30 protein-coding genes are annotated in these 26968 nt (G+C 52.2%); 9 read left to right on the top strand and 21 right to left on the bottom strand.

Annotated elements, in window-relative coordinates:
• Nucleotides 1-69: 69 nt before the first annotated feature.
• Nucleotides 70-552 carry an Rsd/AlgQ family anti-sigma factor gene (locus ACSHSR_RS02345; protein WP_025009241.1) on the bottom strand — a complete coding sequence of 161 codons (483 nt, stop codon included), beginning with the start codon at nucleotides 550-552 and terminating at the stop codon, nucleotides 70-72.
• 634 nt (nucleotides 553-1186) lie between these two features.
• Between ACSHSR_RS02345 and hemE the strand changes: the two genes are divergently transcribed.
• Nucleotides 1187-2251 (top strand): uroporphyrinogen decarboxylase, encoded by a 1065-nt coding sequence (gene hemE / locus ACSHSR_RS02350; RefSeq protein ID WP_028779575.1) that lies wholly within the window; start codon nucleotides 1187-1189, stop codon nucleotides 2249-2251.
• 41 nt (nucleotides 2252-2292) lie between these two features.
• Here hemE and ACSHSR_RS02355 read toward each other — a convergent pair whose 3' ends face one another.
• The 3 genes from ACSHSR_RS02355 to trxA form a co-directional block, all read right to left on the bottom strand.
• Nucleotides 2293-3618 (bottom strand): IS4 family transposase, encoded by a 1326-nt coding sequence (locus ACSHSR_RS02355; RefSeq protein WP_479631213.1) that lies wholly within the window; start codon nucleotides 3616-3618, stop codon nucleotides 2293-2295.
• Nucleotides 3619-3742: 124 nt separating this feature from the next.
• Complete coding sequence (gene rho / locus ACSHSR_RS02360) at nucleotides 3743-5008, bottom strand: transcription termination factor Rho (RefSeq protein WP_025011562.1); 1266 nt, start codon at nucleotides 5006-5008, stop codon at nucleotides 3743-3745.
• Nucleotides 5009-5220: 212 nt separating this feature from the next.
• On the bottom strand, nucleotides 5221-5547 hold the full coding sequence (gene trxA / locus ACSHSR_RS02365) for a thioredoxin TrxA (protein ID WP_025011563.1): 327 nt from the start codon (nucleotides 5545-5547) through the stop codon (nucleotides 5221-5223).
• A 153-nt stretch (nucleotides 5548-5700) separates the two neighbouring features.
• Between trxA and rhlB the strand changes: the two genes are divergently transcribed.
• Nucleotides 5701-7014 carry an ATP-dependent RNA helicase RhlB gene (gene rhlB / locus ACSHSR_RS02370; RefSeq protein ID WP_025011564.1) on the top strand — a complete coding sequence of 438 codons (1314 nt, stop codon included), beginning with the start codon at nucleotides 5701-5703 and terminating at the stop codon, nucleotides 7012-7014.
• A complete protein-coding gene (locus tag ACSHSR_RS02375; protein WP_144168506.1) occupies nucleotides 7015-7944 on the top strand; it encodes a Ppx/GppA phosphatase family protein in 930 nt (309 codons plus the stop codon).
• Nucleotides 7945-8030: 86 nt separating this feature from the next.
• On the opposite strand, the gene ACSHSR_RS02380 is transcribed toward ACSHSR_RS02375, so the two are convergent.
• The 13 genes from ACSHSR_RS02380 to rraA all read right to left on the bottom strand — a co-directional run bounded on the left by ACSHSR_RS02380 (nucleotide 8031) and on the right by rraA (nucleotide 19431).
• Nucleotides 8031-8567 (bottom strand): thioredoxin family protein, encoded by a 537-nt coding sequence (locus tag ACSHSR_RS02380; protein WP_028781367.1) that lies wholly within the window; start codon nucleotides 8565-8567, stop codon nucleotides 8031-8033.
• Between the two features lie 203 nt (nucleotides 8568-8770).
• Nucleotides 8771-9781 carry a porphobilinogen synthase gene (hemB, locus tag ACSHSR_RS02385; protein WP_025011566.1) on the bottom strand — a complete coding sequence of 337 codons (1011 nt, stop codon included), beginning with the start codon at nucleotides 9779-9781 and terminating at the stop codon, nucleotides 8771-8773.
• Nucleotides 9778-11679, bottom strand: coding sequence for a sensor domain-containing diguanylate cyclase (locus ACSHSR_RS02390; RefSeq protein WP_123117031.1), 1902 nt, complete (start codon nucleotides 11677-11679; stop codon nucleotides 9778-9780). Before ACSHSR_RS02390 ends, hemB begins: the two co-directional genes overlap by 4 nt.
• Nucleotides 11672-12475: a TatD family hydrolase gene (locus ACSHSR_RS02395; protein ID WP_109247129.1), complete on the bottom strand. Its 804-nt coding sequence runs from the start codon at nucleotides 12473-12475 to the stop codon at nucleotides 11672-11674. The genes ACSHSR_RS02390 and ACSHSR_RS02395 overlap by 8 nt, the downstream gene beginning before the upstream one ends.
• Entirely contained in the window at nucleotides 12472-12975 is a 504-nt protein-coding gene (locus tag ACSHSR_RS02400; protein WP_479631214.1) for a hypothetical protein, read from the bottom strand. The genes ACSHSR_RS02395 and ACSHSR_RS02400 overlap by 4 nt, the downstream gene beginning before the upstream one ends.
• 48 nt (nucleotides 12976-13023) lie before the next feature.
• Nucleotides 13024-13779 carry a twin-arginine translocase subunit TatC gene (gene tatC / locus ACSHSR_RS02405; protein ID WP_025011570.1) on the bottom strand — a complete coding sequence of 252 codons (756 nt, stop codon included), beginning with the start codon at nucleotides 13777-13779 and terminating at the stop codon, nucleotides 13024-13026.
• Nucleotides 13780-13789: 10 nt separating this feature from the next.
• Nucleotides 13790-14197 carry a Sec-independent protein translocase protein TatB gene (tatB, locus tag ACSHSR_RS02410; RefSeq protein ID WP_028781365.1) on the bottom strand — a complete coding sequence of 136 codons (408 nt, stop codon included), beginning with the start codon at nucleotides 14195-14197 and terminating at the stop codon, nucleotides 13790-13792.
• 6 nt (nucleotides 14198-14203) lie between these two features.
• Nucleotides 14204-14449 (bottom strand): Sec-independent protein translocase subunit TatA, encoded by a 246-nt coding sequence (gene tatA / locus ACSHSR_RS02415; RefSeq protein WP_028781364.1) that lies wholly within the window; start codon nucleotides 14447-14449, stop codon nucleotides 14204-14206.
• A gap of 59 nt (nucleotides 14450-14508) precedes the next feature.
• Nucleotides 14509-16158, bottom strand: a complete 1650-nt coding sequence (gene ubiB, locus ACSHSR_RS02420) for a ubiquinone biosynthesis regulatory protein kinase UbiB (RefSeq protein WP_025011571.1) — start codon at nucleotides 16156-16158, stop codon at nucleotides 14509-14511.
• On the bottom strand, nucleotides 16155-16787 hold the full coding sequence (locus ACSHSR_RS02425; RefSeq protein ID WP_479631215.1) for a ubiquinone biosynthesis accessory factor UbiJ: 633 nt from the start codon (nucleotides 16785-16787) through the stop codon (nucleotides 16155-16157). The genes ubiB and ACSHSR_RS02425 overlap by 4 nt, the downstream gene beginning before the upstream one ends.
• Before the next feature lies 1 nt (nucleotide 16788).
• Nucleotides 16789-17544 carry a bifunctional demethylmenaquinone methyltransferase/2-methoxy-6-polyprenyl-1,4-benzoquinol methylase UbiE gene (gene ubiE / locus ACSHSR_RS02430; RefSeq protein ID WP_025011572.1) on the bottom strand — a complete coding sequence of 252 codons (756 nt, stop codon included), beginning with the start codon at nucleotides 17542-17544 and terminating at the stop codon, nucleotides 16789-16791.
• Nucleotides 17545-17814: 270 nt separating this feature from the next.
• The gene (locus ACSHSR_RS02435) at nucleotides 17815-18837 is read right to left on the bottom strand and encodes a formimidoylglutamase (protein WP_479631216.1); all 1023 of its coding nucleotides are present in this window, start codon (nucleotides 18835-18837) and stop codon (nucleotides 17815-17817) included.
• A gap of 108 nt (nucleotides 18838-18945) precedes the next feature.
• Nucleotides 18946-19431 (bottom strand): ribonuclease E activity regulator RraA, encoded by a 486-nt coding sequence (gene rraA, locus ACSHSR_RS02440; protein ID WP_025011574.1) that lies wholly within the window; start codon nucleotides 19429-19431, stop codon nucleotides 18946-18948.
• A gap of 334 nt (nucleotides 19432-19765) precedes the next feature.
• Between rraA and ACSHSR_RS02445 the strand changes: the two genes are divergently transcribed.
• The 3 genes from ACSHSR_RS02445 to ACSHSR_RS02455 all read left to right on the top strand — a co-directional run bounded on the left by ACSHSR_RS02445 (nucleotide 19766) and on the right by ACSHSR_RS02455 (nucleotide 21746).
• Nucleotides 19766-20008, top strand: coding sequence for a YgjV family protein (locus tag ACSHSR_RS02445; RefSeq protein ID WP_028781361.1), 243 nt, complete (start codon nucleotides 19766-19768; stop codon nucleotides 20006-20008).
• A gap of 121 nt (nucleotides 20009-20129) precedes the next feature.
• Nucleotides 20130-20642 (top strand): phosphatase PAP2 family protein, encoded by a 513-nt coding sequence (locus ACSHSR_RS02450; RefSeq protein ID WP_025011575.1) that lies wholly within the window; start codon nucleotides 20130-20132, stop codon nucleotides 20640-20642.
• Between the two features lie 9 nt (nucleotides 20643-20651).
• Nucleotides 20652-21746: an MJ1255/VC2487 family glycosyltransferase gene (locus tag ACSHSR_RS02455; protein WP_025011576.1), complete on the top strand. Its 1095-nt coding sequence runs from the start codon at nucleotides 20652-20654 to the stop codon at nucleotides 21744-21746.
• A gap of 43 nt (nucleotides 21747-21789) precedes the next feature.
• On the opposite strand, the gene ACSHSR_RS02460 is transcribed toward ACSHSR_RS02455, so the two are convergent.
• The 4 genes from ACSHSR_RS02460 to ACSHSR_RS02475 all read right to left on the bottom strand — a co-directional run bounded on the left by ACSHSR_RS02460 (nucleotide 21790) and on the right by ACSHSR_RS02475 (nucleotide 24703).
• Entirely contained in the window at nucleotides 21790-22170 is a 381-nt protein-coding gene (locus tag ACSHSR_RS02460; protein WP_025011577.1) for a gamma-butyrobetaine hydroxylase family protein, read from the bottom strand.
• 156 nt (nucleotides 22171-22326) lie between these two features.
• Complete coding sequence (gene fre / locus ACSHSR_RS02465) at nucleotides 22327-23025, bottom strand: NAD(P)H-flavin reductase (protein ID WP_025011578.1); 699 nt, start codon at nucleotides 23023-23025, stop codon at nucleotides 22327-22329.
• Between the two features lie 65 nt (nucleotides 23026-23090).
• On the bottom strand, nucleotides 23091-24572 hold the full coding sequence (ubiD, locus tag ACSHSR_RS02470) for a 4-hydroxy-3-polyprenylbenzoate decarboxylase (RefSeq protein WP_054744491.1): 1482 nt from the start codon (nucleotides 24570-24572) through the stop codon (nucleotides 23091-23093).
• On the bottom strand, nucleotides 24569-24703 hold the full coding sequence (locus ACSHSR_RS02475) for a hypothetical protein (protein WP_256873028.1): 135 nt from the start codon (nucleotides 24701-24703) through the stop codon (nucleotides 24569-24571). Before ACSHSR_RS02475 ends, ubiD begins: the two co-directional genes overlap by 4 nt.
• 85 nt (nucleotides 24704-24788) lie before the next feature.
• Here ACSHSR_RS02475 and ACSHSR_RS02480 point away from each other — a divergent pair, with 85 nt between their 5' ends.
• The 3 genes from ACSHSR_RS02480 (at nucleotide 24789) to ACSHSR_RS02490 (ending at nucleotide 26873) form a co-directional block, all read left to right on the top strand.
• On the top strand, nucleotides 24789-25298 hold the full coding sequence (locus tag ACSHSR_RS02480; RefSeq protein ID WP_129979909.1) for a hypothetical protein: 510 nt from the start codon (nucleotides 24789-24791) through the stop codon (nucleotides 25296-25298).
• Complete coding sequence (locus ACSHSR_RS02485; protein WP_071238652.1) at nucleotides 25295-25957, top strand: SDR family NAD(P)-dependent oxidoreductase; 663 nt, start codon at nucleotides 25295-25297, stop codon at nucleotides 25955-25957. Before ACSHSR_RS02480 ends, ACSHSR_RS02485 begins: the two co-directional genes overlap by 4 nt.
• A gap of 79 nt (nucleotides 25958-26036) precedes the next feature.
• Nucleotides 26037-26873 carry a thermonuclease family protein gene (locus tag ACSHSR_RS02490; RefSeq protein WP_260851828.1) on the top strand — a complete coding sequence of 279 codons (837 nt, stop codon included), beginning with the start codon at nucleotides 26037-26039 and terminating at the stop codon, nucleotides 26871-26873.
• Nucleotides 26874-26968: the final 95 nt, after the last annotated feature.

Genomic DNA, 26968 nt, shown 5'->3' on the forward strand with positions numbered 1-26968 from the left:
CTGAAACGAGCTGCAAGCGAGTGCAATAAGGCGCAAGGAACGGCGATAAGCTGCAGACTCGTTAAGGGATCAGTTGATGGTCGGCGCCAACTTCTTATTGTGCAGCACTTCCAACATTCTGTCTTCCAACTGGAAGCGGGTCTCCAGGGCGTGCACCAGTTCGGCGAGATCTTTATCCAGCTGGTAGAGCAGATCGTCGCTTTCCAGCTCGGAATACTTGTCGCTGAAGTCCAGGGCCTGATCTGTGGTCTCGACAATCTTGGGCAGCAACTGCTGTGCCAGTGCCTTGTTCGATTGTCCCTGTTCGTCACAGGCGTCGACTACCTTGTTGAAGACTTCGAAATGACCTTCCGAGACATAATCCACCAGCAGATTGCAGAAGCTGCGAACCTGATCGACACAGGGCAGGGACTTGTCACGGTTTTCATAAGGAGCCAGTCCGGCCAACTTACAGTAATAAACCAGTAACTTTCTGCGGTTGTTCAACCATTGATCCACCAGAGCATTGGCTCCGCCCCATTTTTGCTCGGCCTGTTCAAGTTGTTTCAGCATGATCTTCTCATCCTTATCGCCGCACTTGTTCCTAATTTAGGTGACAAGTTAGCCAGTGATCAACTCTTTTTGGTGTGTAGACGACTTTTTTACACATGGACAAACCAGTTGTTTTGTATACAAAAACAACTCAAATGTTAAATTGTGTATTCAGGCGCGGAATGGGAAATAAAAAGCCCAGCGGTAGAAACTACAGCTGGGCGAGGAAAGTTTTAACAGGCTCGATGTGACGAGCTTCTTGATTGTTCTTGCTAGCGCAGACTTTTTATACCAAAGGGTGGGAACCTGTGCAACTTTTTTCTGTCATAAGACATTAGTCTGACGCCTCAATCTTTATACTTTTGTTGTGAGAATGTGATCCCGTGCCGATTGTGTCGGCAAGTCTTGAGCTTCATCAAGTTCCCCTGTATTCCGTTTATCTGTTTGATTACTGCTTTTGGTTCACACCCATGGCTTGGTGCCTATCGGCTTGCCTGTGGAGCGGCCTGGATGGCTTGGCAGTACGCAAACTTCTCACTGGAATAGTATTTATCCATGCCTGTGGTCACATAAATACTCAGACACAGGTTACAATACAGCCGCAAATGCTAAACTACCGCCCCAGCAGATCTCAATCGGAGTAGGAATAAGCCCAATGGCAGAATTAAAAAACGATCGTTATTTACGTGCGCTGCTCAAGCAACCTGTTGATGTTACCCCAGTTTGGATGATGCGCCAGGCTGGCCGCTATCTGCCAGAATATCGCGCTACCCGCGCCGAAGCCGGTGATTTTATGGCGCTGTGCCGTAATGCCGAACTGGCTTGTGAAGTTACCCTGCAGCCGCTGCGTCGTTTTGAACTGGATGCGGCAATCCTGTTTTCCGATATTTTGACTGTGCCTGATGCCATGGGGTTGGGCCTGTATTTCGAAGCCGGTGAAGGCCCTCGCTTTGAGCGTCCAACCGACACCATTGAAGCCATCAAGAAGCTGGCTATACCGGATCCGGAAGATGAGCTCGGTTATGTGATGAAGGCCGTCAGCACCATTCGCCGTGAACTCAAGGGTGAAGTGCCATTGATCGGTTTCTCCGGTTCACCATGGACACTGGCCACATATATGGTTGAAGGTGGTTCCAGCAAGGCCTTCGAAAAGATCAAGCGGATGATGTATGCCGAGCCTGCCGCCCTGCACATGCTGCTGGACAAGCTGGCAGATTCCGTAACCCTGTATCTGAACGCCCAAATTGCCAACGGCGCTCAAGCCGTGATGATCTTTGACTCTTGGGGCGGCGCGCTGTCTCATGCGGCCTATCGCGAGTTCTCACTGCGTTACATGCAGAAGATAATCGATGGTCTGAATCGTCATGCCGAAGGCCGTCAGGTACCAGTGACCCTGTTTACCAAAGGCGGTGGTCTGTGGCTTGAAGCCATGGCTGAAACCGGCTGTGATGCTCTGGGTCTGGACTGGACCATAGACATTGGCGATGCCCGCAAGCGTGTGGGTGACAAGGTGGCCCTGCAGGGCAATATGGACCCATCGACTCTGTACGCATCTCCTGAGCGTATTCGTGAGGAAGTGGCACAGATCCTGGCCAGCTATGGTCAAGGTACGGGCCATGTATTCAACCTGGGCCATGGCATCCACCAGCATGTGGATCCTGAGCACGCCGGAGCCTTCGTCAAGTCGGTACACGAGCTGTCTGCCCAGTACCACAAGTAAGCATTCGCTCAATAAAAAAGCCCGCATTGCGGTAATGCCGTTCACTTAGTGTGAACGGCATTTTTCTTAGGCTTAATGGGATACTTGTTTTTACTCATTTTTAACGCACGTGGATAGGCTCTATCCCGTTTCCCATCAAGCTTGAACTGCCTCGCATTACGCACTATGTCCAAGACCTCTCTCGGAACATTCCCAGGCATTTGAGATGACAGCTGAGTCAGTTTAAAAATGATATAACTCGATGCATCTCTAAAGCTTAATTGGTTCGGATGTAACGACGGTAAGCTCTTAGCCATCAACACCATCTTGTATCTGATGAGGTTATAGGCCAACAGTACTCCCCACAATTCTTGGATAACCAGCTCTGGCAATTGACTGCGTAACGTAAAGCGACTCTCCAGAAGATGCTGCTTCATCTCCCGATAGCCCACTTCTATCTCCCATCGATGGGCATATAAATCCGCTATCTCTGCCCCCGGATAACGCAATGGGTCCGTTAATGAGGTCAAAATGGAAACCGACTTACCTTTTATCGTCTTTGTCAGTAAGCGAGCTTCAATATTGTCAGGTAGCATAGGCCACTTCTTTCTGGCTTGAGGCGTGGTGGCTAACTGCACCAGTTGGTCGTGTTTTCCTAAAGAGCGTACCACTTCATATTGCGTCCCTTTCTTCAACGGCAGCAGCCAGTGGCTGTTCGGTTGAGCCTGTTGCCAGGCGTGCAAAAGTCCCAACGAATAAAAGCCTCTGTCAAACAGCGTCAGGCTGTTATTAGGTATGCTTGATATCAGTTCAGCGGCTAAACTCATTTCACTGACAGCAACAGAATCAAAGGCACTGTTCAATACCAAGTGGCTACTTAACTCCATCATGCAAACCATGCGAATTTGAGGATAGGCAGCATCACCAGAAGCGTTGGCGGTTTTGGCGAACACCTGATTGTTTTGCTCACTATCAGGTGTTCGCCATACGATACCATCGACACCGTAGAGGTTGAGCCCACACCAATGCGGATGTTCTGCTCTTTCATGCCAGGTCTTGGCACTTCGCTTAAACACATCCTGAACAACGTCAGAGCCCAGCCGCTTGCGCGCTTGCGTGACAGCACTGCGCGCAACGTAATCCACCTCTTGCGGTAAGACGATATCAAGCTTATTGATGAGTGAGCGGACGGACTCGCCTCTGAACAGAGCCATACCAATCACCGCCCAAATCATGGCATCCATAGGTAACTTACGTCGCCTTAAACTGGCAACACCATGTGAATCAAGGCACGACTGAATTAACTCAGGCTCAAGTACATCGGCCAGACAGGTGAATTCGGTAAGACGATTGATATGAGTACGCGCCAAAGCTTCTGAAAGTTGCATAAAAAAATCCGATGACATGGGGTCATCGGATTTTGATCCTTTCAGTGAGATCGTCAAGCGATCTGTCTTAACTGATCGGCATTAGCTCTTGGAGTGGCTTTTTTATGGTTTACTAGTCAGTCGATCAAGACTTGGTGCGTTTCATCGCAGTGAAGAACTCTTCATTGGTCTTGGTCATTGCCAGCTTATCGATCAAGAATTCCATCGCGCTGACTTCATCCATTGGATTGAGGATCTTACGCAGGATCCACATCTTCTGCAGCTCATCCGGTGTAGTCAGTTTCTCTTCACGGCGGGTACCACTGCGGTTGAAGTCAATGGCAGGGAACACTCGCTTCTCGGCGGCCTTGCGTGACAGATGCAGTTCCTGGTTACCTGTACCCTTGAACTCTTCGTAAATTACTTCGTCCATCTTGGAGCCGGTATCGATAAGCGCAGTGGCGATAATGGTCAGACTGCCGCCATTTTCGATATTACGGGCTGCACCGAAGAAACGCTTGGGTCTGTGCAGTGCGTTGGCATCTACACCACCTGTCAGTACCTTGCCTGATGAAGGCACAACTGTGTTGTAAGCACGAGCCAGACGGGTGATAGAGTCCAGCAGAATCACTACGTCTTTCTTGTGCTCAACCAGGCGCTTGGCCTTTTCGATAACCATCTCTGCAACTTGTACGTGACGGCTTGCAGGCTCATCGAAGGTGGAAGCGATCACTTCGCCCTGAACCAGACGCTGCATTTCAGTCACTTCTTCAGGACGTTCGTCGATCAGCAGCACCATCAACACCACTTCAGGGTTGTTGTAGGTGATGGACTGGGCAATATTCTGCAGCAGCAGAGTCTTACCGGCTTTGGGTGGCGCAACAATCAGACCACGTTGGCCCTTACCCACGGGTGAGCAGAGATCCAGAATTCGGGCGGTGATATCTTCGGTGGAACCGTTACCGCGTTCCATACGCAGACGTTCTTCTGCATGCAGTGGGGTAAGGTTTTCAAACAGGATCTTGTTGCGGGAGTTTTCAGGCTTGTCGAAGTTAACTTCGTTGACTTTCAGCAGAGCAAAATAGCGTTCGCCTTCTTTTGGGGGACGTATCTTGCCAAAAATAGTGTCACCCGTTCGCATGTTGAAACGACGTATCTGGCTTGGAGAGACATAAATATCATCGGGACCGGCCAGATACGAACCATCGGCACTGCGCAGGAAACCAAAACCATCCTGAAGTATCTCCAGAACGCCTCCACCGAAGATGTCTTCACCACTCTTGGCGTGGGCTTTCAATATAGAGAAGATGATATCCTGCTTGCGGGCACGAGCCATATTCTCCAGCTTCATTTCTTCGGCCAGTGCGACTAAGTCTGCAATAGACTTGTTTTTTAATTCAGTTAAATTCATTTTTGGTGGGTCTTGTTTCACGCGACAAAGCTTACGCGCTCAATCTCTCAAATTGGACTTGATGGATGTTGATTGAACAGCGAGAAGTGGGTTAGTAGAAAGAATCTGGTTATTAAAGTAGCACTATCAGGACAGGGCGTCCAGAAGTTTAACTGAACCCGGCACATTTTTATTTCGGGGCGTGCCGGGTGTCACTTATTTGATTTGAGTGATCAAATCTGGGCGTCGATGAACTCTTTCAACTGAGTCTTGGACAGGGCGCCAACCTGATTGGCAACCAGTTCACCGTTTTTGAACAACAGCAGAGTAGGGATACTGCGAACACCGTATTTAACAGGTGAAGCGTTGTTCTGATCTATGTTCAATTTGGCGATGGTTAGTTTGCCGGCGTATTCTTCGGCAACATCGTCCAGGATTGGAGCGATCATCTTGCATGGGCCACACCACTCGGCCCAGAAGTCTACCAATACAGGCAGTTCTGATTTCAGGACGTCATTTTCAAAGCTGTCGTCGCTCAGGTACACAATTTTATCGCTCATGATGTTCTCCAGTTGGGTTGCCATTGCTGGTCTGTTAATGGCTTAACCTGTATATTGGGTTGGATTAACGGCAATTCAAGTCACCGTTTTTTTCTTGTCGCTATTTCAAACGATCGAGTATCTTATTGCAACCCTAACTGGTATGCTTGCGCTATGAGCGAAACACATTTATCCCAACAAAAATTTGCCGAACTGCCACTCCATCCTGAAGTAATTCAGGCACTTGCAGAAAACGGTTTCGAATATTGTACGCCTATTCAGGCGCTTTCCCTGCCGGTACTTTTGCAGGGTAAAGATATCGCCGGTCAGGCGCAGACAGGTACGGGCAAGACCCTGGCCTTTCTGGTAGCAACTTTTAACCACTTACTTTCTACCGACATCCCCGCAGAACGCCAACTTAATCAGCCCAGAGCCATCATCATGGCACCAACCCGGGAATTGGCGATTCAGATAGCCAAAGATGCCACCTTGCTGTCCAAACACACCAAACTCAAGGTGGGGATTGTCTATGGTGGCGAAGGCTATGATGCCCAGCGCAAGGTGCTGGACAAGGGCGTGGATATCCTGATTGGTACTACAGGACGTATCATAGATTACGTGCGTCAAGGGGTTATCAACCTCAGTGCCATTCAGGCCGTAGTGTTGGATGAAGCGGATCGCATGTTCGATCTGGGCTTTATCAAGGACATTCGCTTCCTGTTCCGCCGCATGCCGGATGCCAAAGACAGGCTCAACATGCTGTTCTCGGCAACCCTGTCGATGAAGGTGCAGGAGCTGGCTTATGATCATATGAATGATCCGGTCAAAGTCGAAATTGCACCGGAAGAGAAGACCTCAAAAAACATCAAGGAAGAGCTGTTCTATCCTTCGATGAAGGACAAGATCCCACTGTTGCTTACCCTGATTGAAGAAGATTGGCCGGATAAGGCGATAGTCTTTGCCAACACCAAGCATCAGTGTGAGAACCTCTGGGGCTGGCTCGAAGGTGATGGTCACAGAGTCGGTCTGCTGACCGGTGATGTGCCGCAGAAGAAACGTCTTAAGATCCTGGAGTTGTTCACCAAGGGTGATCTGGATATTTTGGTGGCCACAGACGTAGCGGCCCGTGGCCTGCATATTTCTGATGTGTCCCATGTCTATAACTTCGACCTGCCTGATGACTGTGAAGACTATGTTCACCGTATCGGTCGTACCGGACGTGCCGGTGCCAAAGGGGTTTCAGTCAGCTTTGCCTGTGAAGAATACGCCCTCAACCTGCCGGCTATCGAAGACTATATCAAGCACTCGATTCCGGTAACCTCTTACGATGCCGAAGCCTTGCTCGATGATATTCCAGCACCGGTTCGTATTCATCGTAAGCATGCCGGACCACGTAATACCCGTGATCGTGGCCAGGGACGTCCTCAGGGAGCCCATCGTAGCGGCGGTCGTCCGCCTCGTCACGACAGGACCCGCAGACATTCCTGAATGCCGAAACCCGCCTACGCAGCCATAACCCTTGGCTCCAATAGCTTCAATATGCTGGTTGCCCGCACTGTCGGCGGCCAGCCCAAGGTTCTCGCCAAATACAAACGTAAGGTGAGGTTGGCCGAGGGAATCGAGGCCGATGGCAGTCTCAACCTGGCGGCATTCGAACGTGGCCTCGATTGCCTGGCCATGTTTGCCAATATGCTCGTCGAGCATCAAGTCGATGATGCCAATGTGGCCGTCATTGCTACCGCAACCCTTCGCTGTATCAGCAATGCCGATGAATTCAATCGTCGTGCTTTGCAAATATTAGGTCACCCGATAGAGATCATCTGTGGTATGCGCGAAGCCGAACTTATCTATCAAGGCATGGTGGCGACCACTCATGGTGAAGGGCGACGCCTGGTGATAGATATAGGTGGCGCCAGTACCGAGTTTATTGTGGGTGACGGTGAAAAGGTGCTGTTTAAAACCAGCCTGCCCATAGGCTGTGTCACCTACAATCAATGCTTTTTCACCTCAGCTCCCCTGCAACCGCTGGACTTTGACGATGTGCGAGACAGGGTGGATCTGGCCTTGGCTGAACACAAATCGACTTTGAAAGCGCTGGGCTGGCATTCGGTGGTCGGTGCTTCCGGAGCAGTACAGTCAGTGGTTGAAGTGTTGCAACACAGGCAGGAATCGGAAACTCTGACCCTGACGGTATTGGAATCACTGAAGCAGGAGTTATTGGCTCAGGAGAGCCTGACTCTGAATGGGATCAGCGGCCTGTGTCCCGAGCGGGCACCGACCTTTGCATCTGGTATCGCTATTCTGCTGGCGCTGTTTGAACTGCTGGGTATTGAACGCCTGCATTTATCCGGCGGCGCTTTGCGCGAAGGGGTGTTGCAGATGTTGGCCAAAAGGCAGTCTTTAGCACCGGCACAGTAAAAAGGACCTTCACCAGGTCCTTTTCTCATTTTTGGCTGCTACGGCCCGAGTGCACCATAGGTTACCCGGCCTAGTGGCTTGAAAGATTACTTAAGGATCTTGGCCAGATCCTGCTCCAGAGAGACTTCCGGGCGTTCAACAATACGGCCAATCTCTTTGCCATCCTGAAGCACAATAAAGGTTGGGATCCGCTGGAAGTCATATTGGGCGGCCAGGCCCTCCGGATCCTTTTTCTGGCGATCTACCCCGATATAACGCACCTGGATATTAGGGTTGGCCACTTGCTCCATGATACGGATAAAGCGTGGTGTTTCTCTGTGGCAGTCCGGGCACCAGGTACCTATGATGACTACAATTTCTGTAGCTTTATCGACGGCTTTTATTGGAGCCAAGGCATCTGTCTCTACCTGATAACTCTGGTAGCCACTGCTGAATTCGGGTAATTCTGTCACCAGTTTCTGTGCTTCGACTGCGCCCGTTAAGATCACTTCCTGTTTCTCCTCGCTGCAGGTGGCGATAAAGCCTTCCTGTTTGTCTTCGAAACCACAACCGCCATTGGCCATAACCTGGCAACTGAAGAATAACGCGGTGGTGGCGAGTAACGCTTTTACATTCTGGTGCATCATACTACCTCGGGTGGGGTGACTCCATACCCTGATTCAACCATTGGTGAGGGATATGGCAAAGAGACAAACACTATGTATGTTAGCAAGATCACTAAATAATTTTGATCTGAACCAACAGGGGAGTCAGCGGGGGAATTAACTCATACCGGGAATGGGGCAAATACAAAAAAGCCGCCTTGAAGGCGGCTTTGGAGTTCAATTTACTTGGCGTCTTTCAACCATTGGGCGGCTTGCTTGGCAAAGTAAGTGAGAATGCCATCGGCGCCTGCGCGTTTGAAGCACAACAGAGATTCCATCACTATGGCTTTTTCTGCCAGCCAGCCGTTTTGAATTGCTGCCATATGCATGGCGTATTCACCGCTGACCTGATAGGCGAAGGTTGGTACACCCAGCTCGGTTTTGACTCTGCGCACTATATCCAGATAGGGCATGCCTGGCTTCACCATTACCATATCGGCACCTTCCTGGATATCTAGGGCGACTTCATGAAGTGCTTCGTCCGAGTTGGCCGGATCCATTTGATAACTGTGTTTGTTGCCGCCTTTGAGGTTGCCTGCAGAGCCGACTGCATCGCGGAAGGGGCCATAATAGTTAGAAGAATACTTGGCGCTGTAGGCCATGATCTGGGTGTTGACATGGCCGGCGGCTTCGAGTGCCTGACGTATGGCGCCTATGCGACCATCCATCATGTCTGAAGGAGCCACCATATCGGCACCGGCAGCGGCGTGGGACAGCGCCTGCTTCACCAGAATTTCAGTAGTGACGTCATTGATAATATAACCTGTCTCATCGATGATGCCGTCCTGTCCATGAGTGGTGTAGGGGTCCAGCGCGACATCTGTCATCACGCCCAGCTGAGGGAACTCTGCCTTGAGCTCACGAACGGCCCTTTGCACTAAACCATCGGGATTGTAGGCTTCTTCGGCCATCAGGGACTTTTTCTCCGCCGGCGTGACGGGGAATAGGGCAATCAAGGGGATCCCCAGCTCTACCAGCTCTTCGGCTTCCTTGAGCAGCAGATCTATGCTGTAACGCTCAACGCCTGGCATGGAGGCCACCGACTCGGTACGTTTGTTGCCTTCGAGCACAAACATGGGGTAGATGAGGTCATTGACCGTCAACTGGTTTTCAGCCATCAGGCGGCGGCTGAACTCATGCTTGCGCATACGGCGCATACGACGCTGTGGGTAGGCACTGGTAATTATGTTCACTTTGGGCTCCTGGCTGGATCTGAAAGGGTATCTTGCTCGGGATCGAAGGCGTAGACCCGATCCCTACCTGAATTCTTGGCACGATACAGCGCCTTGTCGGCTTGCTCCAGCAACTGGGTGATGTGCATGTCCGACTCTATGATGGCGACGCTGACGCCGATACTTGCCGTCAGAGGGATAGTCTGTTTATCCCAACTGACATCCAAGGCCGAGATGGCGTGACGTATCTGTTCTGCCACTCTCAAGGCCCCGCTAGTATCAGTATTGGGCAATATAATAGCAAACTCCTCACCGCCAAAACGTGATACCAGATCACTTGGACGCCTGAGGATATTCTTGAGGGTATCGGCAATACTCTTAAGGGTTTGATCGCCGGCCAGATGGCCATGTTTGTCGTTAATGGTCTTGAACCTGTCTATGTCCAGCATCAGCAGTGCCAGCGGCGTCTGTTGCCGACGGCTGATCCGCCCTTCGGCCTGCAGACGCTTGTCGAAGGTGGAACGATTTTTAACTCCGGTAAGGCTGTCTATTGTGGCCTGCTCGGTGAGCTTCTGGTTGGCTTCGTTCAGCTCTCTGAGCGCGATTTCCAGCTCCAGAGTGCGCTCTTGCACCATACGCTCCAGCTTCTCGTTGCTCTCGGCTTCCATCCTCAGGGTTTCTTCCCTGGCTTCGCGGATCCGCTCTGCCTGTTTCAGGGCTTCCTGCTGAATTCTTTGCTTGGCCTTGCGCTCATCGTTGTAGCGTATTGCCAGCACTGCTGCCATAAACACCACTTCGAAAGTGAGCCCCAATAACACTGGCGTTTGTGGCATCAAGGGCAGTTTGATAAGACCCAGATACATGAGACAGGAGACGAAGATCCCCAGCGTCATTCCACTCCAGGAGACGGTGTAGAGCTTGGCGAGTTTATTGCCACGCATCGCTTGCAGGATACTGAAAATCAGCAACATTAAACTCACTGACATCACTGAGATTATCTCAATATAGATGGCGAGTGCATAATCGATAAGCACAGTCGCGAACATCAGCAGTATGGCGCAGGCCGCCGTGTAGCGACAGGCCCTCAACATGCGAATGCTGTGATATTTGAGCTGTAATACCTTCTCGGTAAAGAGGATCCCAAAGGCGATAACCAGAGGAACCAACAAAGGGATCACATACTGTTGCAACTGTGGCACATTGGGCCATAGGTAGCGAAATGCCGTGCCATTGATGCAGGCAACCAATAGGGTCATTGTGAGCACATAACCGGCGTAATAGCTGTAACTGAAGGAGCGGGTAGTCACTGCAATGAACAGTGCAAACAAGCCTATAGCGGCCAGGGCACCTAACTGTATGCCATTGAGCATATTGCGGGTTTCATGGCTTTGCAGTAGCGCGTATGGCTCCCAGAGGTGAATAGGCAGATAGCTGCTGCCGGCCGTGGTCAGCTTCAACCAAAATTGGTGCTGTTCCTGCTGCCTGATGTCAAAGGCGTAGAGGAAGTCGGTACTCAATATGCTTCTGTGGCCAAAGGGTTGGGTATCTCCCAGAGTCAACTGACGTTTGAGACGACCATTGACGTAGTGGTAAACCTCCAGCCTGTCCATACTGGGGTTATTGAAGGCCAATATTCTGTTGAAACTGCCGGGTTCATCGGCGTAGAGGCTAAAGTTGAACCAGAGGCCATCGGTTCCCATGTCGACAAAGCTGTAGTCATTCGCTGGGTGCCAGGCTGAATCCGGCAGGTTGAGCACCTGGCTGAGGCGACTATCTGGGCCTTGCTCTGTTACTCGGGCACTGGGGCGCAAGTCCGAATCCAGCCCCTTTGAGGCTGAAACTTCGACGCTGGGCTCGGCGTTAACCGCCAGAGATAGCAAACTACAGAAGAGCAGCAGTACAGAGTAAGCATTAGCCATGGGTGCTCTCCAGCTTAAAGAAACGCAAGCTGTTGCTATAGCACTGGCGTGCCAGACTGTCCAGCGACTGACCGCGGATGTCGGCGACAGCCTGGGCTATATAAGGCAGATATTTGGGCTCATTGCGGCCGGATTTGGGCTTGGGTCTCATGCTGCGTGGCAGTAGATAGGGACTGTCGGTTTCCAGCAATAATCTGTTATCCGGGATCAAGGGCAGGGCGTTTACCAAGTCCTGCCCCCGGCGTTCATCACAAACCCAACCTGTCACGCCCAGGTACAGATCTCTGGCAATATAGTCCTCGGCCTGTTTGGGGCCGTCGGTAAAGCAGTGCAGTAGCGCCGCCGGTAGTGCTTCCAGATAGTCGTCCAAAATAGCCAAAAAGTCATCATGGGCATCGCGCTGGTGCATCAGTACCGGGTATTGTAGTTCTGCCGCCAGTGTCAACTGGGCCTCAAAAGCCTGGCGCTGCTGCCGGCGCGGCGAAAAGTCCCTGTTGTAGTCCAGACCGCATTCCCCTATGGCAACGACTCCAGGTTGCCTGGCCAGTTGCCTCAGTTCGGCGGCGCTCTCTGTCTGCCACTGGCTGGCATGATGGGGGTGGACACCAGCTGTGGTGTAGATTTTTTTGGGGTATTGTCGGCAAACCTGGATGCAACTTCGGCTTTCATCCAGATGGCTGCCAATAAGGATAAGCGGCGAGACACCTTGGTCCGCCGCTTCATTGATAACTCGATTGAGATCTTGTTCCAGGTGGCTGCCAATCAGATTGACAGCGATATCCAGGTATTGATTCACTGCAGACGCTTGACCCTGATAGTGCTGTTGCGCCCTTCAGTTCCCAACAGGAATGAGCCTAAGGCGGCTTTTTCGATATAAACTTTCTGCCCGGATTCCAGGCGGAAATTGCGGCTGTCGGTTTGTTTCCAAACCTGACCGTTACTGAAGCTGATCTTGAGGGCACCATAGGGGTCTTTACCGACCTTGCTGATGGTCAGGAAAATCTTCGCAACTTCGTTTTTCTTGCTGGCCTGGATAGTGGATTCCAGGTTGTCGGCACCGAAGTCGGCCACAGGATCGGCCTGGACACTCTTGGCCGCAGGCGCAGCGGCAACCACTGCAGCCTCTGTAGGGGTGACTTTTGCATGGGTGACTTTGGCAGCCAGCTCATCGTAACAGATGAGCCGGTCAAGCTTGTCAGATAGGGAGGCACACTGAGCCAATTGCTGTTCTATTCCGGCCTGAGCCTGAAAACAAAGCAGTGCAGCAGTAGAGGCAGCAATCCAGGTTAAACGCATGAATATCATCCTTCTTTTATTCTTGTTTTTACCCTTGCTGCCCGCTGATTACGCTTGCTTTTCTTCGGTCTCGTCCTCGTCTGATTCATCCGAAGCCTTGCTGTAAAAACGGGCAGCCAAGAGTCCGCCCTCAAACAATAACAGCATTGGCACGGCCAGCATAGTCTGAGAAATAACATCCGGAGGTGTCAGTAACATGCCCACCACAAAAGCGCCGACAACGATATAGGGGCGTTTGGCTCTTAGGTCTTCCGGAGTGGTGACACCGGCCCAGCACAGCAAAATCACGGCGACCGGGATCTCGAATGCCAAACCAAAGGCAAAGAACAGCTTCAGAATAAAGCTCAAATAACTGCTGATATCGGTCGCAACCTGAACCCCTTCCGGAGCCACACTGGTAAAGAAACCGAATACAACCGGGAACACCACATAGTAGGCAAAGGCGATCCCCAAATAAAATAGCAGAGTACTGCTGAACAATAGCGGGACTACCAGACGTTTTTCATGTTTATACAGTCCGGGCGCAACAAAGGACCAGATCTGATACAGCACATAGGGTACAGCAATGAAAAAAGACAGTACCAGCGTCAGTTTAAAGGGAGCGAAAAACGGTGCGGCCACATCCGTTGCAATCATGCTGCCGGTATCCGGCAGTGACTGCATCAATGGGATCGCCATGTAGTGATAGATGTCGTTTGCCCAGTAAACCAGGGCGATAAACACGATGAGCACACTTGCTATAGCTCTGAGCAGTTTAGTGCGCAGTTCCAGCAAGTGGCTGATTAATGGCTGCTGTTGCGACATGCTTTACCCATTATTTAGTGTCAGTACCTGTCGGCTTGGGAGCCGTCTCGGTGGCAGGTGTCTTCTCCTCGACAGCGGCTTCTGCCTTGGGTGCTTCCTGGGCTGGAGATTTGCTGTCTTCAACCTGATAAGGACGGTTGACCGATTGGGCCGCCTCTCTCAGTTGGTCGATAGACTCCTGCAGTTCGGGAGACAGATTGCTGAGGCCCTTGCTCTCGGCCTTCTTCAGGTCTGCATGTAACTGCTCGATCTTGAGCTCCTGCTCAAGTTCATCTTTGACCGAATTGGCCATGCGTTTCATGGCACGGATCCAACCGGTAATTGAACGTACCGCTACCGGGAGACGTTCGGGGCCGAGAACGACCAGCCCCAATACCCCGATGAGCAGCAGCTCCATAAAGCCGATACCATCGAACATAGGGAATTACGCCTGTTCTTTGTCCTTGGACTCTGGCTTCTTATCAGCCGCCTGTGCTTTGGGGTCTGCCTGAGTGTTCTGTGCAGAAGTGTCCTCGATGGCCTTCTTGTCATCGTCACTGGACATGGCGTTCTTGAATCCCTTGACTGCTCCGCCGAGGTCGCCGCCCAGTGAACGCAGCTTCTTGGTGCCGAACAGCAGCACTACAATTAACGCGATGATGAGAAGTTGCCAAATACTGATACCACCCATGAAGGTTTCCTCTTAGATAATCTTGGTTCAATTATGAACCTTTAATTAAAATGTACTAATTAAAATTTCTTAATTTTGGGCCTGGATCGCCATCCAATAAACCACAGGATTGCTCCGGCTCCCATACTGACATAGGAAGGCCACAGTGTAGCGTCCTGACTGAGTGAAATCGTGCCACAGATCAACAAAATTGCGGATGTGATTAACAAATAATTGCTCTTGTGCGCTTTCTGCTGGTGCTTCAGATATTTGTCCAACATCTGCTGCTGAGCTCCAAGGAGATTTCGCCCCAGCTTCAGATTGTCATATATCAGCTCCGGAAACTCTGGAAGTTTATCAGACCAGAAGGGCAATTGTGTTTGCACTTTTTTGAACATTGCCTTTGGACCGACCTGTTCGGCCATCCACTGTTCGAGGAAAGGCTTGGCCGTTTGCCACAGATCCAACTGAGGATAGAGCTGACGTCCCAAGCCTTCGATATAGAGCAAGGTCTTTTCCAGCAAGACCAGCTGTGGCTGTACCACTATGTGGAAGCGGCGAGCGGTACGGAACAGTTCCAGCAGCACATGGCCGAAGGAGATCTCATCCAGCGGCTTGTTGAACATAGGTTCACACACCACTTTGACTGCTTGCTCGAAGGCCTGAATGTCGGTATCGGCCGAAACCCAACCTGATTCCACATACAGCTGGGCGATACGGCGGTAATCACGGTTAAAGAAGGCAAGGAAGTTTTCCGCCAGATAGCGTTTATCCGTGTCGTTGAGCGTTCCCATGATGCCGCAGTCCAGACCAATATAGAAAGGATCTTCCGGGTGCTCGCGGGAAATAAAGATGTTGCCCGGGTGCATGTCGGCGTGGAAAAAGTTATCGCGAAATACCTGGGTAAAGAAGAGTTCCACCCCACGCTCGGCCAGTAGCTTGAGGTTGGTACCCTGGGCCTTGAGCGCGGCAACGTCCGAAACCGGGATCCCCTCGATGCGCTCCATCACCATCAGCCTTGGATAGCACAGCTCTTCATAAACATAGGGAATATAGAGGGCGTTGGAGTCGATAAAATTGTTGCGCAGCTTGACCGTGTTGAGCGCTTCCAGTTTAAGGTTGAGCTCTCCCAGAATGGTAGTGCGGTAGTCTTCCACCACTTCGGCCGGGCGCAGGCGATTATCCGGGCCGAGAATGGTTTCCAGCAGATTGGCACTCTGGCTCATCAGCTGCAGGTCGGCGAGAATGTTTTGCTCTACATTGGGGCGTAATACCTTGAGAACCACAGGCTTGCCGTTGGACTTGAGCGTTGCCGTGTGCACTTGGGAAATTGATGCCGAGGCCAGCGGGGTATCGTCAAAGTCGTCAAACAGGGTTTCTATGGGGGCCTTGAGTTCGGCTTCAATGGCTTCCCGCGCCAGCTTGGAGTCAAATGGCGGGACTCTGTCCTGCAACATGGCCAATTCATGGGCCCATTCATCGCTGAGCAGATCGCGACGGGTGGAGAGCATCTGGCCGAACTTGATATAAACCGGCCCCAACTCTTGCATGGCCAGTTTCAGCCGTTCACCACCGGCCTTGGATTTATGTTTGTTACGCAGCCAGAACAGACTACGGCGCCAGAGTTTGAAGTACCAAGGGGTCAACTTTTTCGGCAACAGCTCGTCCAAACCATAATGCAGGGCAATGCTGATAACCTGATATCCTCTCTTGATACTGGCGAAACTCATGGGCTTTTCTTGTCCTTCAAATTGGCGAGTCGTTGTTCCAGAGCGTCCGTGGCGGCCCCAAGCTCGTCAATTTTGTCGCAATGGTGAATAAATTCAAGCCGATGAGGGGCTAATCTGTACTCTTCGGTGGTTAATTGCGCCAGATGGGATTGGGTCTTGTTAAAAACCCGGCTTAAATCTGCCTTGGCTCGCTGCAGACCACTTAACAATATATGAGTCGGGGCATCGCCCAGATACCGGGACAAAGGCTCGGCAAAGTCAAACCTGACCTGCTGCAGAAAATGGCTGAATGTTTGCAGCAAGGCGAGTTCCCCTTCGATTACCAGCTTATCTTGTTTGATAAGCTCGGTGAGGCTTTCGCCTTCGCCCAGGCGGTAGAGGGTGGTGGCATCGGCTTTGACGGTGACCGCTGCCTCACCTTCATAGCTGGAAAGCACCTGAATTTTTTTGGCAAACACTAAATAAAGCGGCCAGTTCAGTTGACTGAGTTGCAGACACAGGACTTTACCGTGCAGCGATTTCAACCGGGCATATTCGCCCTCGGCTTGGTCGGTGACTTTCTCTAGCGCCATCTCCAGAGCGGCGCAGCACAGCAGCCGCCACTGGGATGTCAGGCTCAGCTCATTCATTTCAGAACTTATAGCCTCGGTGCAGAGCCACTACGCCGTCGGTCATATTGATGTAATCCACCTGCTCCAGGCCGGCATCTTGCATCATCTGTTTCAGGGTTTCCTGATCCGGGTGCATACGGATGGACTCGGCTAGGTATTCGTAGCTGTCGGCATCTTTGGCAACCAGCTGACCCATCTTTGGCAGGATCTTGAATGAATACAGATCGTAGGCCTTACGCATGATCTCATGCTGTGGCTTGGAAAACTCCAATACCAACAACTTACCGCCTGGCTTGAGCACACGTTGCATGGAGCGCAGCGCCGCGTCTTTGTCGGTCACATTACGCAGGCCAAAGGCGATGGTGATGATATCGAAGTGATTGTCCGGGAAGGGCAGTGCTTCGGCGTTGGCCTGTACATAACTGACGTTGCCCACTATGCCCTTGTCGCGCAGCTTGCTGCGACCGACTTTGAGCATGGAATCATTGATATCCGCCAGGATAACCTGACCCTTGTCACCCACCAGGTGAGAGAACTTGGCGGTCAAATCACCGGTACCACCGGCCAGATCCAACACCTTCATTCCCGGACGGGCACCGGCGCACTCAATGGTGAAGCGTTTCCAGAATCTATGGATACCAAAAGAAGCAACATCGTTCATGATGTCGTATTTAGTGGCAACGGAATGGAAGACTCCGGCTACCAGGTCGGCCTTCTTATCGGCTTCGACAGTTTTATACCCGAAATGTGTACTCTTTGGTGAGTCTTCAGACATCAGTGTATTCCTATGACTAGCTCGTAGTGCAGCGAGTGTAAGCTATTGGTACAGCTTGCTGAATCTTTGCGCGGCCAAGCTGTGATCGCCGCAGTAAAAAATGCTGTTGGCCCCCAGGCCAGACTGCGCATTAGACCACAATATCCGCCGGGGGTGAATAGCCCCAGCCGCCATAGTATTCCCTATTGCGGCTGAACTTCGCTAAGCCGTCCTGCCTATTTGAGCACGGGCAAGCTTGGCGGTGCTAAAGCGAAAAGAGTGTGGCAGTGTTCAGACCTGTTTGGCCTGTAGATAGGCGTAAATCAGTTCGGCAAGGCACTGACCGACGGCCTTGTAGCCGGCGGCTAAACCTGCGTCGTGGCATGCCGGGGCGCCTTCGGCCAGATGCAGATAAACACTTGGGGTGTGGCGCGCCATATGGCTGACGTAATGTGCCGCATCCAACAACGGAATACCGGCAACGGTTGAGGCACTGGATGGCATCTGGGTTATGGCATCCAGATCCAGCTCTATGGCGACCGGTAGACCTGTATGACGCAGCTGGCGGGCAATGTCGCTCAGTGCCTGTTCTAAACTCAGCTCGCGACGTACCCAAATCTGCTGCAGGCTGTGCCAACTGCCTCCAAATGCCGTAAGTTGTTCCAGATTGGCTTCACTGTTTTTCAGTTCATGCAGCCCGAGCACGTGATAATGCCCCAGGGCGCCGTTGGCCGCGGCATAACTGAAACCATTGCCACTGTGGCGGCCTTCACGCAACCTGAAGTCTGAATGAGGATCCAGATTGACCGCCGCCAGCGGCTTGGATAATGCCGCCCGGGCGGCGCTGAGTAAGCCAAAGGCGTTGTTGTGGCCACCGCCGATGACGATGGGCTCAAGCCCGGCGGCAAAAACCGGAGTCAGGGCTTCGATGACCTGCTGATCCAGAGACTCCACCTCTTGTCTGAGTTGCTGACAATCATTGGCAGCATTGGCAACCGGGGTGATTTCCCCCAGCAGCAGGCATTCTTCACCACTTAAAAAGCGGTTGGACTGCAGATTAAGCAGCGCCGGCAACATGGCGTCAAAGGCCTGGTTGGCACCGCCTTGCCCTAGATTAGCCCTGGGCCCAAGGTCCTCCTTGATTCCGATAATGGCAAAACGGGCGCCTGCGGCTTTGGCCTGAGTCAGCGCTTCCATATAGCTTGCCGCGCCTGGCAGCAGGCGCACTTTCTGACCCAGACGGGTTTCACCTTCTCTGGGGCTGAAAGATTGAGCCAGCTTGGCTTGCGTGATGGGGGAGAGCGGCAGTTCCATAGAATATCCCTTTCTCTGACGGGGCAAGAATAGCCTCTATTCTGGCCGAGGCTGAGCAAAAGGCAACAAAAAAGCCGGCAGAGGCCGGCTTTTGTGCAGAGGTCGTTATCAGTCGATATCCAAAGGTTCGGGAGAAAGAATCACCCCAGTGTTATCGGCATAGATATGATCGCCCGGCAGGAAGGTGACACCACCGAAGTTCACCGGAATGTCCACTTCACCAATGGCATTACCATCGGCACCAACAGGAATGGAGGCCAAAGCCTGGATACCTATATCCAGCTCTTCGAGGGCATCGACATCGCGCACGCTACCGTAAACGATAATGCCTTCCCAGTTGTTGTTGACCGCAACCTCGGCAATCGAGGCATCGATCAGCGCCCGGCGCAGAGAACCACCACCGTCTACCAGCAGAACCTTTCCTTCGCCATCGTCCTGCAATACATCGAGAATGAGGCCGTTGTCTTCGAAACACTTGATGGTGCTAATGGAGCCGCCAAATGAACTACAGCCACCGTAGTTGCTGAACATGGGCTCGACGACATCGACAACATCCAGGTACATGTCACAAAGTTCTGAGGTGTTGTATTCCATATTTACACTCCTGTTGAACCGCGGGGTCTGACAAGACCGCGGGATAACGCACTAAGTGCCAGTATATAAGGGATTCTTGAAAAGAAAAGTGTTATCAATCACGGTATTGCTGGATTTTCTCTCCGTTAACATTTGCGTGGTAATATTTCGTAACTCCTGTCTATATATGCAGCGTTTTTTGATGCGGCTCATTAAATAACGTATTTTTATTACAACTCTGTTGTGACTTTTGTTAGCATTGGCACCATTCAAACTTACTTAACTTTAACCTGCTTTAGGGGCACGGATCCCCCGTCAGGCTTATGGACGGCAGAGGGCCTTAATGAGGTGCCTTATGGAAGCTCTTAATACAGTTGAAATCGTTGGCTATTTTGCCTCCATCATGGTGGCCATTTCACTGATGATGAAGGACATTATCTGGCTGCGTTGGATCAACTTTACCGGTTGTACCCTGTTTGTGATTTACGGTGCAGCTATTTCTGCCTGGCCGGTAGCGGGGATGAACGCTTTTGTGGCTTGTATCAACATCTATCATTTGATCAAAATCTATCGTGGCCGGGCTACTGTCACTGCCTGATGTCATAAAAGCTTAGGGCAGGTGTCACCTGTCCGTCACACCCCTTGACTAGGCTCTTTACTGCTACACAGATTGGAGCCCTTGACCCGGCTCCTTACTGTCCACAGAAGGAGCCTCAGCCATGTTTACCTACCTTGCTGAACTCGATCTTCGAACCTTTCGCGCGCTGACACAATTTGGCCGCAAACATGATCTGGAAGCCAGCGCCCTCAAGTTTTCTGCATCGGGTAATGGTCCGCTCTACCTGTGTCTGGCGCTGCTTATGTTGCTGGAGCAGGATGGACAGCGCTTCTTCGCTTTGTTGCTGTTGGCGTATGCAGTGGAATTGCCTTTGTACCTGTTACTCAAAAATGCCATTCGCCGTAAACGCCCATGTCATCAGGTTCTGGTGGGCTTCAGGGCCAGCTTTGAGCCCTCTGACAAATTCAGTCTGCCGTCCGGCCATACGGCGGGTGCCTTCGTGTTTGCCAGTGCGGTATGGCAAATTTACCCGCAGCTGGCAGTGCCAGCATTTATCTGGGCTGGCCTGGTTGGGGTTTCCAGAGTGTTTCTCGGTGTTCACTACCCTCTCGATATCTTGGCCGGTGCCCTTTTGGGCTGCAGTGCCACTCTCATAGCAGTAGTTTGGATATAAGGACTATCAATGCGGATACTTTACGGCGTTCAGGGCACAGGGAATGGCCATTTGAGTCGCGCCAGAGTAGTAGCCAAAGCCTTGGCAAAGCACGATATTCAGGTTGATTATTTCTTCAGTGGTCGCCAGCCGGAGCAGTTTTTTGATATGCAGGCCTTCGGCGATTACCGGGTCTGTGCCGGGCTGACCTTTGTGACTCAAAAGGGACGGGTCAGCATCCCCAAGACACTGATGCACAATTCCGCCATTGAGCTTTGGCGAGACATTCGCGAGTTGGATCTCAGTGGCTATGATCTCTTGCTCAATGACTTTGAGCCGGTTTCGGCCTGGGCCGCCAGGCGTCAGGGGGTGCCCAGCATAGGCATTAGTCATCAGGCTTCCCTCAAATACCCTGTGCCCAAAGTAGGAAACTCCTGGTTCAACGACTGGTTACTGGAAAACTTCGCTCCCGTGGATCAGGCATTGGGGTGTCACTGGCATCACTTTGGTTATCCGATATTGCCGCCCTTTGTCGATGTTAGCCGCTGCGCCGTGGAACATTCGCACGATATTTTGGTGTATCTGCCGTTTGAGAGCCCACAAGCTATCGCTGAATTATTGCACCCTTTCCATGACTACCGTTTTATGGTGTATCACAGCCAGGCGGCGCCAGTTGCTTTACCTGAGCATATTCTGTGGCATGGTTTTGATCGTGAAGGTTTCAAGGCCGATCTCGCCAGCTGCGGTGGGGTGATAGCCAATGCCGGATTTGAACTGGCCAGTGAAGCCCTGACCCTGGGTAAAAAGCTCTTGGTTAAACCCTTGCTTGGGCAGTTTGAACAGCTGTCGAATGTGGCCGCGCTGGAGCTGCTGGCAGCGGCCGACAGCATGATGACGCTGGAGCCGCAAACAGTGAAACGTTGGCTCAAACGGGGTAGCCCTGAGCCGATTAACTACCCGGATGTGGGCGATCTGCTGGTGCCTTGGCTGTTGGCCGGCAATTGGCAGGACAGCCAATCGCTGTGCCGGGAGCTGTGGCAGCAGGTGACATTACCCGACACCTGGTTTTCCAAGCAGGATGCCAGGGCGCTCAGCGGGCTGCCTCTGGGCTCGCTGATCCGCTAGCAAAGGTACGAATAAGTCCTCGTGGAATTTGTTCGCACCTTCCTCAGTTATATTTGATATTCATGCTGATCAGGGCTTCACGGCTGCCCTTTTCGGCACGCAGCCTAGCCAGATATTGTTCCCAGAGTTCGGTGTGTTGGGTGCAGAGCTGGTGCAGTATCTGCCAGGAATAGAGGCCGGTATCATGGCCGTCGTCGAAGACCAGCTTCACCGCATAATTGCCGACCGGCTCAATGGCGCTGATGTTGACCTCTTTCTTGTGAGTCACCAGCTTGGGGTTGCCATGGCCGTGTACTTCGGCCGATGGAGAATGAACCCGCAGAAATTCGCAGCTCAGCTGATACTGACTGCCATCATCGAAGCCTATCTCGAGCAGTTTGGATTTACGCTTCAGTTTCAGTGATGTGACTTGAGGATGACTCATGGGAACTCCATTGTGTCCGGGGTTTCTGTGTATCTGTTTATTCTATGTCAGAGCGCTGGGACTGTGCACCCCGGTGGATGAGAGCTGACACACATTAATGGTGGCAAAAAATAGCGGCCGCTGGCAGCGGCCATTATTGGATAATGATGAAGACAGTTATTTGATAAAGGCGAAGGCATCGCCGTAGAGGTGGGCTTCATCCAGTCCCATCTCGCGGAACAGCTCCCGCGCGGCACCGACCATGTCGAAACGACCGGCAATATAGATGTCATAGCCCACCAGGCTGACAAAGTCCGAGCGTATCTGCGCCAGCAGATTGGCCTGTTTCCCTTGCCAGTCGGCCTCGGCCTGTTCTACTACCGGCACGAAGTGCAACCAAGGGTGCGCTTGATGCCACTCTCTGGCGATGGCTTCGTAGTACATGGCTTCAGGATTGCGGCAGCCCCAATAGAGCAGGGTTTCAACCTTTTGCCCCAGGGCGATTTGCTGCTCTACCAGGCTCTTGATATAGGAGAAGCCTGTACCACCGGCAACCAGCAGTCTGGGCCTGATACTCTGGTGTCTGAGGAAGGCTTCGCCGCCCGGAGCTTCGATATCGATATGGCTGTTATTTCTCAGCCGCTCGACCACTTGCATGGGATAGCTCTCGCTGACGGCTGCGCCTATGTGAAGTTCTATGAGTTCGCTGCCGGGAGCCGAAGCTATGGAGAAGGGACGCTTGTCTTTCTCACCCATTACCACACACAGGTATTGACCGGCCTTGAACTCCAGCGGTTTTTCGGGGCGCAGCAATACTTGGTACACAGCGTCATTGAATGGGGCAACTTTCTCTATCTTACAGCGGATGCTATTCATCGAACTTCCTTTTTACCTCTCTGTTGAAGGCTTATTTTAATAATGGCTAAAGCAGTTATTGCGGATTATAGGGTAGCTTGGTCTTCTATGCCCAACTGCTCCCAAATCTCGTCCACTCGCTGTTTAACCTCTTGGTCCATCACTATTGGGGTGCCCCATTCGCGGTTGGTCTCACCTTCCCACTTATTGGTGGCATCCAGGCCCATCTTGGATCCCAGTCCCGCCACGGGTGACGCGAAATCCAGATAGTCAATGGGTGTGTTGTCTATCATCACAGTGTCGCGGCTGGGATCCATCCGAGTGGTTATGGCCCAGATAACGTCCTGCCAGTCGCGGCAATTCACGTCTTCGTCAACTATGACAATAAACTTGGTATACATAAACTGACGCAGGAAAGACCAGGCCCCCATCATCACCCGCTTGGCATGGCCGGGATATTGTTTGCGGATGGAGATCACCGCCATCCGGTAGGAACAACCCTCCGGTGGCAGGTAAAAGTCGACGATTTCCGGATACTGCTTGCGCAGGATAGGAACGAAGACCTCATTGAGGGCAACCCCGAGCATGGCCGGTTCATCCGGTGGTCTTCCCGTGTAGGTGCTGTGGTAGATGGCGTCTTTTCTGTGACTGATATGGGTCACGGTAAACACAGGGAAACTGTCGGTTTCATTGTAATAACCTGTGTGGTCACCGTAGGGGCCTTCCACCGCCATCTCTTCGGGATCGATATAACCTTCGAGAATGATCTCACTGGTGGCCGGCACTTCCAGATCGCAACTCAAGGCCTTGACCACTTCGGTGCGCTCACCGCGCAGCAGTCCGGCAAAAGCATATTCACTCATGGCATCGGGCACTGGCGTGACGGCGCCGAGAATAGTGACAGGGTCGCTGCCCAGAGCCACTACAACAGGATATTTTTCACCTGGGTGCTGCTGCTTGAAGTCGGCAAAGTCCAACGCCCCGCCTCTGTGTGACAGCCAGCGCATGATCAGCTTGTTTTTGCCCAGCAGTTGCTGGCGGTAGATCCCCAGATTCTGGCGTTTCTGTCTCGGCCCTTTGGTGATGGTCAAACCCCAGGTCACCAGTGGTGCAACATCGCCGGGCCAGCAGTGCTGAATGGGCAAGGCGGTCAGGTCGACCTGATCGCCTTGCAACACCACCTCTTGGCAAGGGGCGTTACGCACTGTCTTGGGCGGCATGTTCAGCGCTTGCTTGAACATGGGGATCTTGGCAATGGCATCCTTGAAGCCCCTGGGGGGCTCGGGCTCCTTGAGAAACGCCAGCAGTTCGCCCACGTCCCGCAGTGCCATGGGATCATCCTTGCCCAACGCCATGGCGACCCGCTTCGGAGTACCGAAGAGGTTCACCAGCACGGGCATCTGTTTGCCCTTGGGATTTTCAAACAACAGGGCCGGGCCACCGGCACGCAGCACCCGATCGGCTATTTCGGTCATTTCAAGATAAGGATCAACCGGATAGCTGATACGCTTGAGCTCACCCTGACTCTCGAGGTGATCGATAAAACTGCGTAAATCCTTAAAACTCATGTGGAAATAGCCTCGCTGCCGAATGCATTAATGGCGCGCACTATAGCATTAATCCCGGCAGCGGTTAACTGCTGTCGCATGGGGGAGCAGAGACAAACAGGCGCCCCTTGGCTGAATGCACGCTGAGTCATCTTTATTTCTCCTGCGATTCACTGATGAATCCGGGCGCCAGCCGTAGTAGCATGAAAGCTGCGGGCCTTGAAGCCTGGAGGCTATATGAAACGAGCATTTTTCCTGAGTCTGATACTGATGAGTTTGCCACTGGTGGCTGCTGCCAGGGATAACTCCCATGCCGAGCGCCACTATCAGGGTGATATTCATAGAGGAGATGACAACCGCCGGCATAACCATGGCTCACGAAGTCATTGGGGCCTGTATTGGGGCGTTAACAATCCCTGGCTATCGCCCTGGCGCTACGACCCGTGGAATCGTTGGCAGTGGGATGATCCTTGGTACAGAGATCGCTGGCAGCGCCCCTATGTATATCGCAGGCAACCCAAGCCGGAGCCTGTGGTAGTGGCGCCACCGCAGCGAGTAACGACTCACTTTGAAACCTTGGCCGATACAGGGAGTCGTGCCAGCCTACCGGCCAATGCCAGGGTGATACAACAGGGTAATCGCACCTTGTATCAATGGCAGGGCAAAACCTATCAATTTGACTGGCAAAGCCAAACCTATCGGCCTCTGTCACAGTCCCCATCTGAAGTCGGAGAACAAAGCAAATGAAATTGATCACCGGGGCCAGCAGTGGCTTGGGGGCAGCGCTGGCGAGGCATTATCATGCTGAAGGTGCGTCCTTGTTGTTAACCGGCCGCAGCGAACAGAGGCTGCAACAATTGGCGGCAGAGTTGCCTGGTGTCAGTTGCCAAGCCACAGATTTAACCAATCCGCAAGCGATTGAGGCTCTGCTCGATACCTTGGGCGAGGCCCCCGAAATGCTGCTGCACTGTGCCGGCAGCGGCCGCTTCGGTAACCTGGAAACTCAGTCACCGGTCGAGATAAAGACCCTTATCGACAATAATCTGCTGTCCACTCTGTTGCTGCTCAGAGCCATGTTGGCCCGTTGGCGGCAAGAGTCCATGACACTGGTGATTGTCATGTCTACCGCGGCGCTGCAACCCAAGGCCGGAGAGAGCAGTTACTGCGCGGTAAAATGGGCCGTCAGAGGCATGCTGGAGTCCCTGCGCTTGGAACTCAAGGGCAGCAAGATAAAACTGATAGCTGTCTACCCCGGCGGAATGGCAACCGGGTTCTGGCCCAGCAGCGGTAAATTGGTGGATACGTCGAGCTTTATGACTGCCGATGAAGCCGCAGCCATGCTCAGTCAGGCCTTGCAAAGTTGTGCCCACGGTTATGTTTCGGATATCACCTTGACCCGGGGCTAGGGGGCAACGTTAAGAGTTAAAAAGGATTTTGACCGTGATTCCACTCAGCCAAGAGGCAATTACAGCCAAGGGAGGCGCCATGATATCTCAATGGCACAGTACTAACTCAGGATCTGGCTTTGGGCGTCATTCATGCATAATTAAATGTCTGTTGCTGCTGGGCAGTTTGCTGTCTTTGGGATTGGCGCAGGCCAGCACAAGCGGCAATCTGTGCATTCCCTATACTGCCAGCGAAAAGGTTACACTCGCCTATATCAATGATGGCGATACCCTTACACTCAAAGATGGCCGCCTGATACGCTTGATAGGTGTCAATGCCCCCGAGATAGATCATCAGTATCCCAGTCTCTCTCAGCGCTACAGTCTGGAGGCCAGGGCCTTTGTCGCCTCTAAGCTCAAAGCGGGGGACGAGCTGGCGCTGATGTTTGGCCCAACCAAGCTGGATCCCTATGGTCGCACTCTGGCCTATGTCTTTACTCCGGATGGTTTATTGTTGCAGCAGGAACTGCTGCAACAGGGTTTTGCCATGGCCAGGGTCTATCAGGAACATCCGTTTTGGGAATGCTTTGCCAAGCTGGAGCAGCAAGCACGAACTCAGAGTACAGGTTTGTGGGTGTTTGACGACTATGCCCCCAAGGCGGTTTCGGCTATCGGCCAGCAGGATTTAAATCAGTATCGGCTGGTCAGAGGTGTGGTGACAGATTTTGAAAGAAAGGGACAGTATTTGTGGCTTATTCTGGATAATAACTTCTATGTCGGCATACCTCAGGCCGGATCTGGTAATTTTAGCAACCTTTTAGCGCTGAACTCGCTTAAAAGAGCCGTTATAGTGCGGGGTAAGTTGTATTTTTCCTACAAAAAATGGCAGATAATCGCCACTCATCCATCACAGATAAGTTTGGAAAATCCCCCTTAGAAGCAAAATGCCTGACTTAAGCGGAAAATTTCTATCTCACTGTTTTAAAACAGTGCCTTTTCGCGTATCTTTAGCGCCTTGTGATTTGAGTCACT

The sequence above is a fragment of the Shewanella sp. VK101 genome, from assembly GCF_056497865.1.

Bases quoted from the DNA above. Each gene is read 5' to 3' on its own strand.
- ACSHSR_RS02345 (WP_025009241.1), bottom strand. From the start codon at position 552: ATGCTGAAACAACTTGAACAGGCCGAGCAAAAATGGGGCGGAGCCAAT.
- hemE (WP_028779575.1), top strand. From the start codon at position 1,187: ATGGCAGAATTAAAAAACGATCGTTATTTACGTGCGCTGCTCAAGCAA.
- ACSHSR_RS02355 (WP_479631213.1), bottom strand. From the start codon at position 3,618: ATGCAACTTTCAGAAGCTTTGGCGCGTACTCATATCAATCGTCTTACC.
- rho (WP_025011562.1), bottom strand. From the start codon at position 5,008: ATGAATTTAACTGAATTAAAAAACAAGTCTATTGCAGACTTAGTCGCA.
- trxA (WP_025011563.1), bottom strand. From the start codon at position 5,547: ATGAGCGATAAAATTGTGTACCTGAGCGACGACAGCTTTGAAAATGAC.
- rhlB (WP_025011564.1), top strand. From the start codon at position 5,701: ATGAGCGAAACACATTTATCCCAACAAAAATTTGCCGAACTGCCACTC.
- ACSHSR_RS02375 (WP_144168506.1), top strand. From the start codon at position 7,015: ATGCCGAAACCCGCCTACGCAGCCATAACCCTTGGCTCCAATAGCTTC.
- ACSHSR_RS02380 (WP_028781367.1), bottom strand. From the start codon at position 8,567: ATGCACCAGAATGTAAAAGCGTTACTCGCCACCACCGCGTTATTCTTC.
- ACSHSR_RS02390 (WP_123117031.1), bottom strand. From the start codon at position 11,679: ATGGCTAATGCTTACTCTGTACTGCTGCTCTTCTGTAGTTTGCTATCT.
- ACSHSR_RS02400 (WP_479631214.1), bottom strand. From the start codon at position 12,975: ATGCGTTTAACCTGGATTGCTGCCTCTACTGCTGCACTGCTTTGTTTT.
- tatC (WP_025011570.1), bottom strand. From the start codon at position 13,779: ATGTCGCAACAGCAGCCATTAATCAGCCACTTGCTGGAACTGCGCACT.
- tatB (WP_028781365.1), bottom strand. From the start codon at position 14,197: ATGTTCGATGGTATCGGCTTTATGGAGCTGCTGCTCATCGGGGTATTG.
- tatA (WP_028781364.1), bottom strand. From the start codon at position 14,449: ATGGGTGGTATCAGTATTTGGCAACTTCTCATCATCGCGTTAATTGTA.
- ubiB (WP_025011571.1), bottom strand. From the start codon at position 16,158: ATGAGTTTCGCCAGTATCAAGAGAGGATATCAGGTTATCAGCATTGCC.
- ACSHSR_RS02425 (WP_479631215.1), bottom strand. From the start codon at position 16,787: ATGAATGAGCTGAGCCTGACATCCCAGTGGCGGCTGCTGTGCTGCGCC.
- ubiE (WP_025011572.1), bottom strand. From the start codon at position 17,544: ATGTCTGAAGACTCACCAAAGAGTACACATTTCGGGTATAAAACTGTC.
- ACSHSR_RS02435 (WP_479631216.1), bottom strand. From the start codon at position 18,837: ATGGAACTGCCGCTCTCCCCCATCACGCAAGCCAAGCTGGCTCAATCT.
- rraA (WP_025011574.1), bottom strand. From the start codon at position 19,431: ATGGAATACAACACCTCAGAACTTTGTGACATGTACCTGGATGTTGTC.
- ACSHSR_RS02445 (WP_028781361.1), top strand. From the start codon at position 19,766: ATGGAAGCTCTTAATACAGTTGAAATCGTTGGCTATTTTGCCTCCATC.
- ACSHSR_RS02450 (WP_025011575.1), top strand. From the start codon at position 20,130: ATGTTTACCTACCTTGCTGAACTCGATCTTCGAACCTTTCGCGCGCTG.
- ACSHSR_RS02455 (WP_025011576.1), top strand. From the start codon at position 20,652: ATGCGGATACTTTACGGCGTTCAGGGCACAGGGAATGGCCATTTGAGT.
- ACSHSR_RS02460 (WP_025011577.1), bottom strand. From the start codon at position 22,170: ATGAGTCATCCTCAAGTCACATCACTGAAACTGAAGCGTAAATCCAAA.
- fre (WP_025011578.1), bottom strand. From the start codon at position 23,025: ATGAATAGCATCCGCTGTAAGATAGAGAAAGTTGCCCCATTCAATGAC.
- ubiD (WP_054744491.1), bottom strand. From the start codon at position 24,572: ATGAGTTTTAAGGATTTACGCAGTTTTATCGATCACCTCGAGAGTCAG.
- ACSHSR_RS02475 (WP_256873028.1), bottom strand. From the start codon at position 24,703: ATGACTCAGCGTGCATTCAGCCAAGGGGCGCCTGTTTGTCTCTGCTCC.
- ACSHSR_RS02480 (WP_129979909.1), top strand. From the start codon at position 24,789: ATGAAACGAGCATTTTTCCTGAGTCTGATACTGATGAGTTTGCCACTG.
- ACSHSR_RS02485 (WP_071238652.1), top strand. From the start codon at position 25,295: ATGAAATTGATCACCGGGGCCAGCAGTGGCTTGGGGGCAGCGCTGGCG.
- ACSHSR_RS02490 (WP_260851828.1), top strand. From the start codon at position 26,037: ATGATATCTCAATGGCACAGTACTAACTCAGGATCTGGCTTTGGGCGT.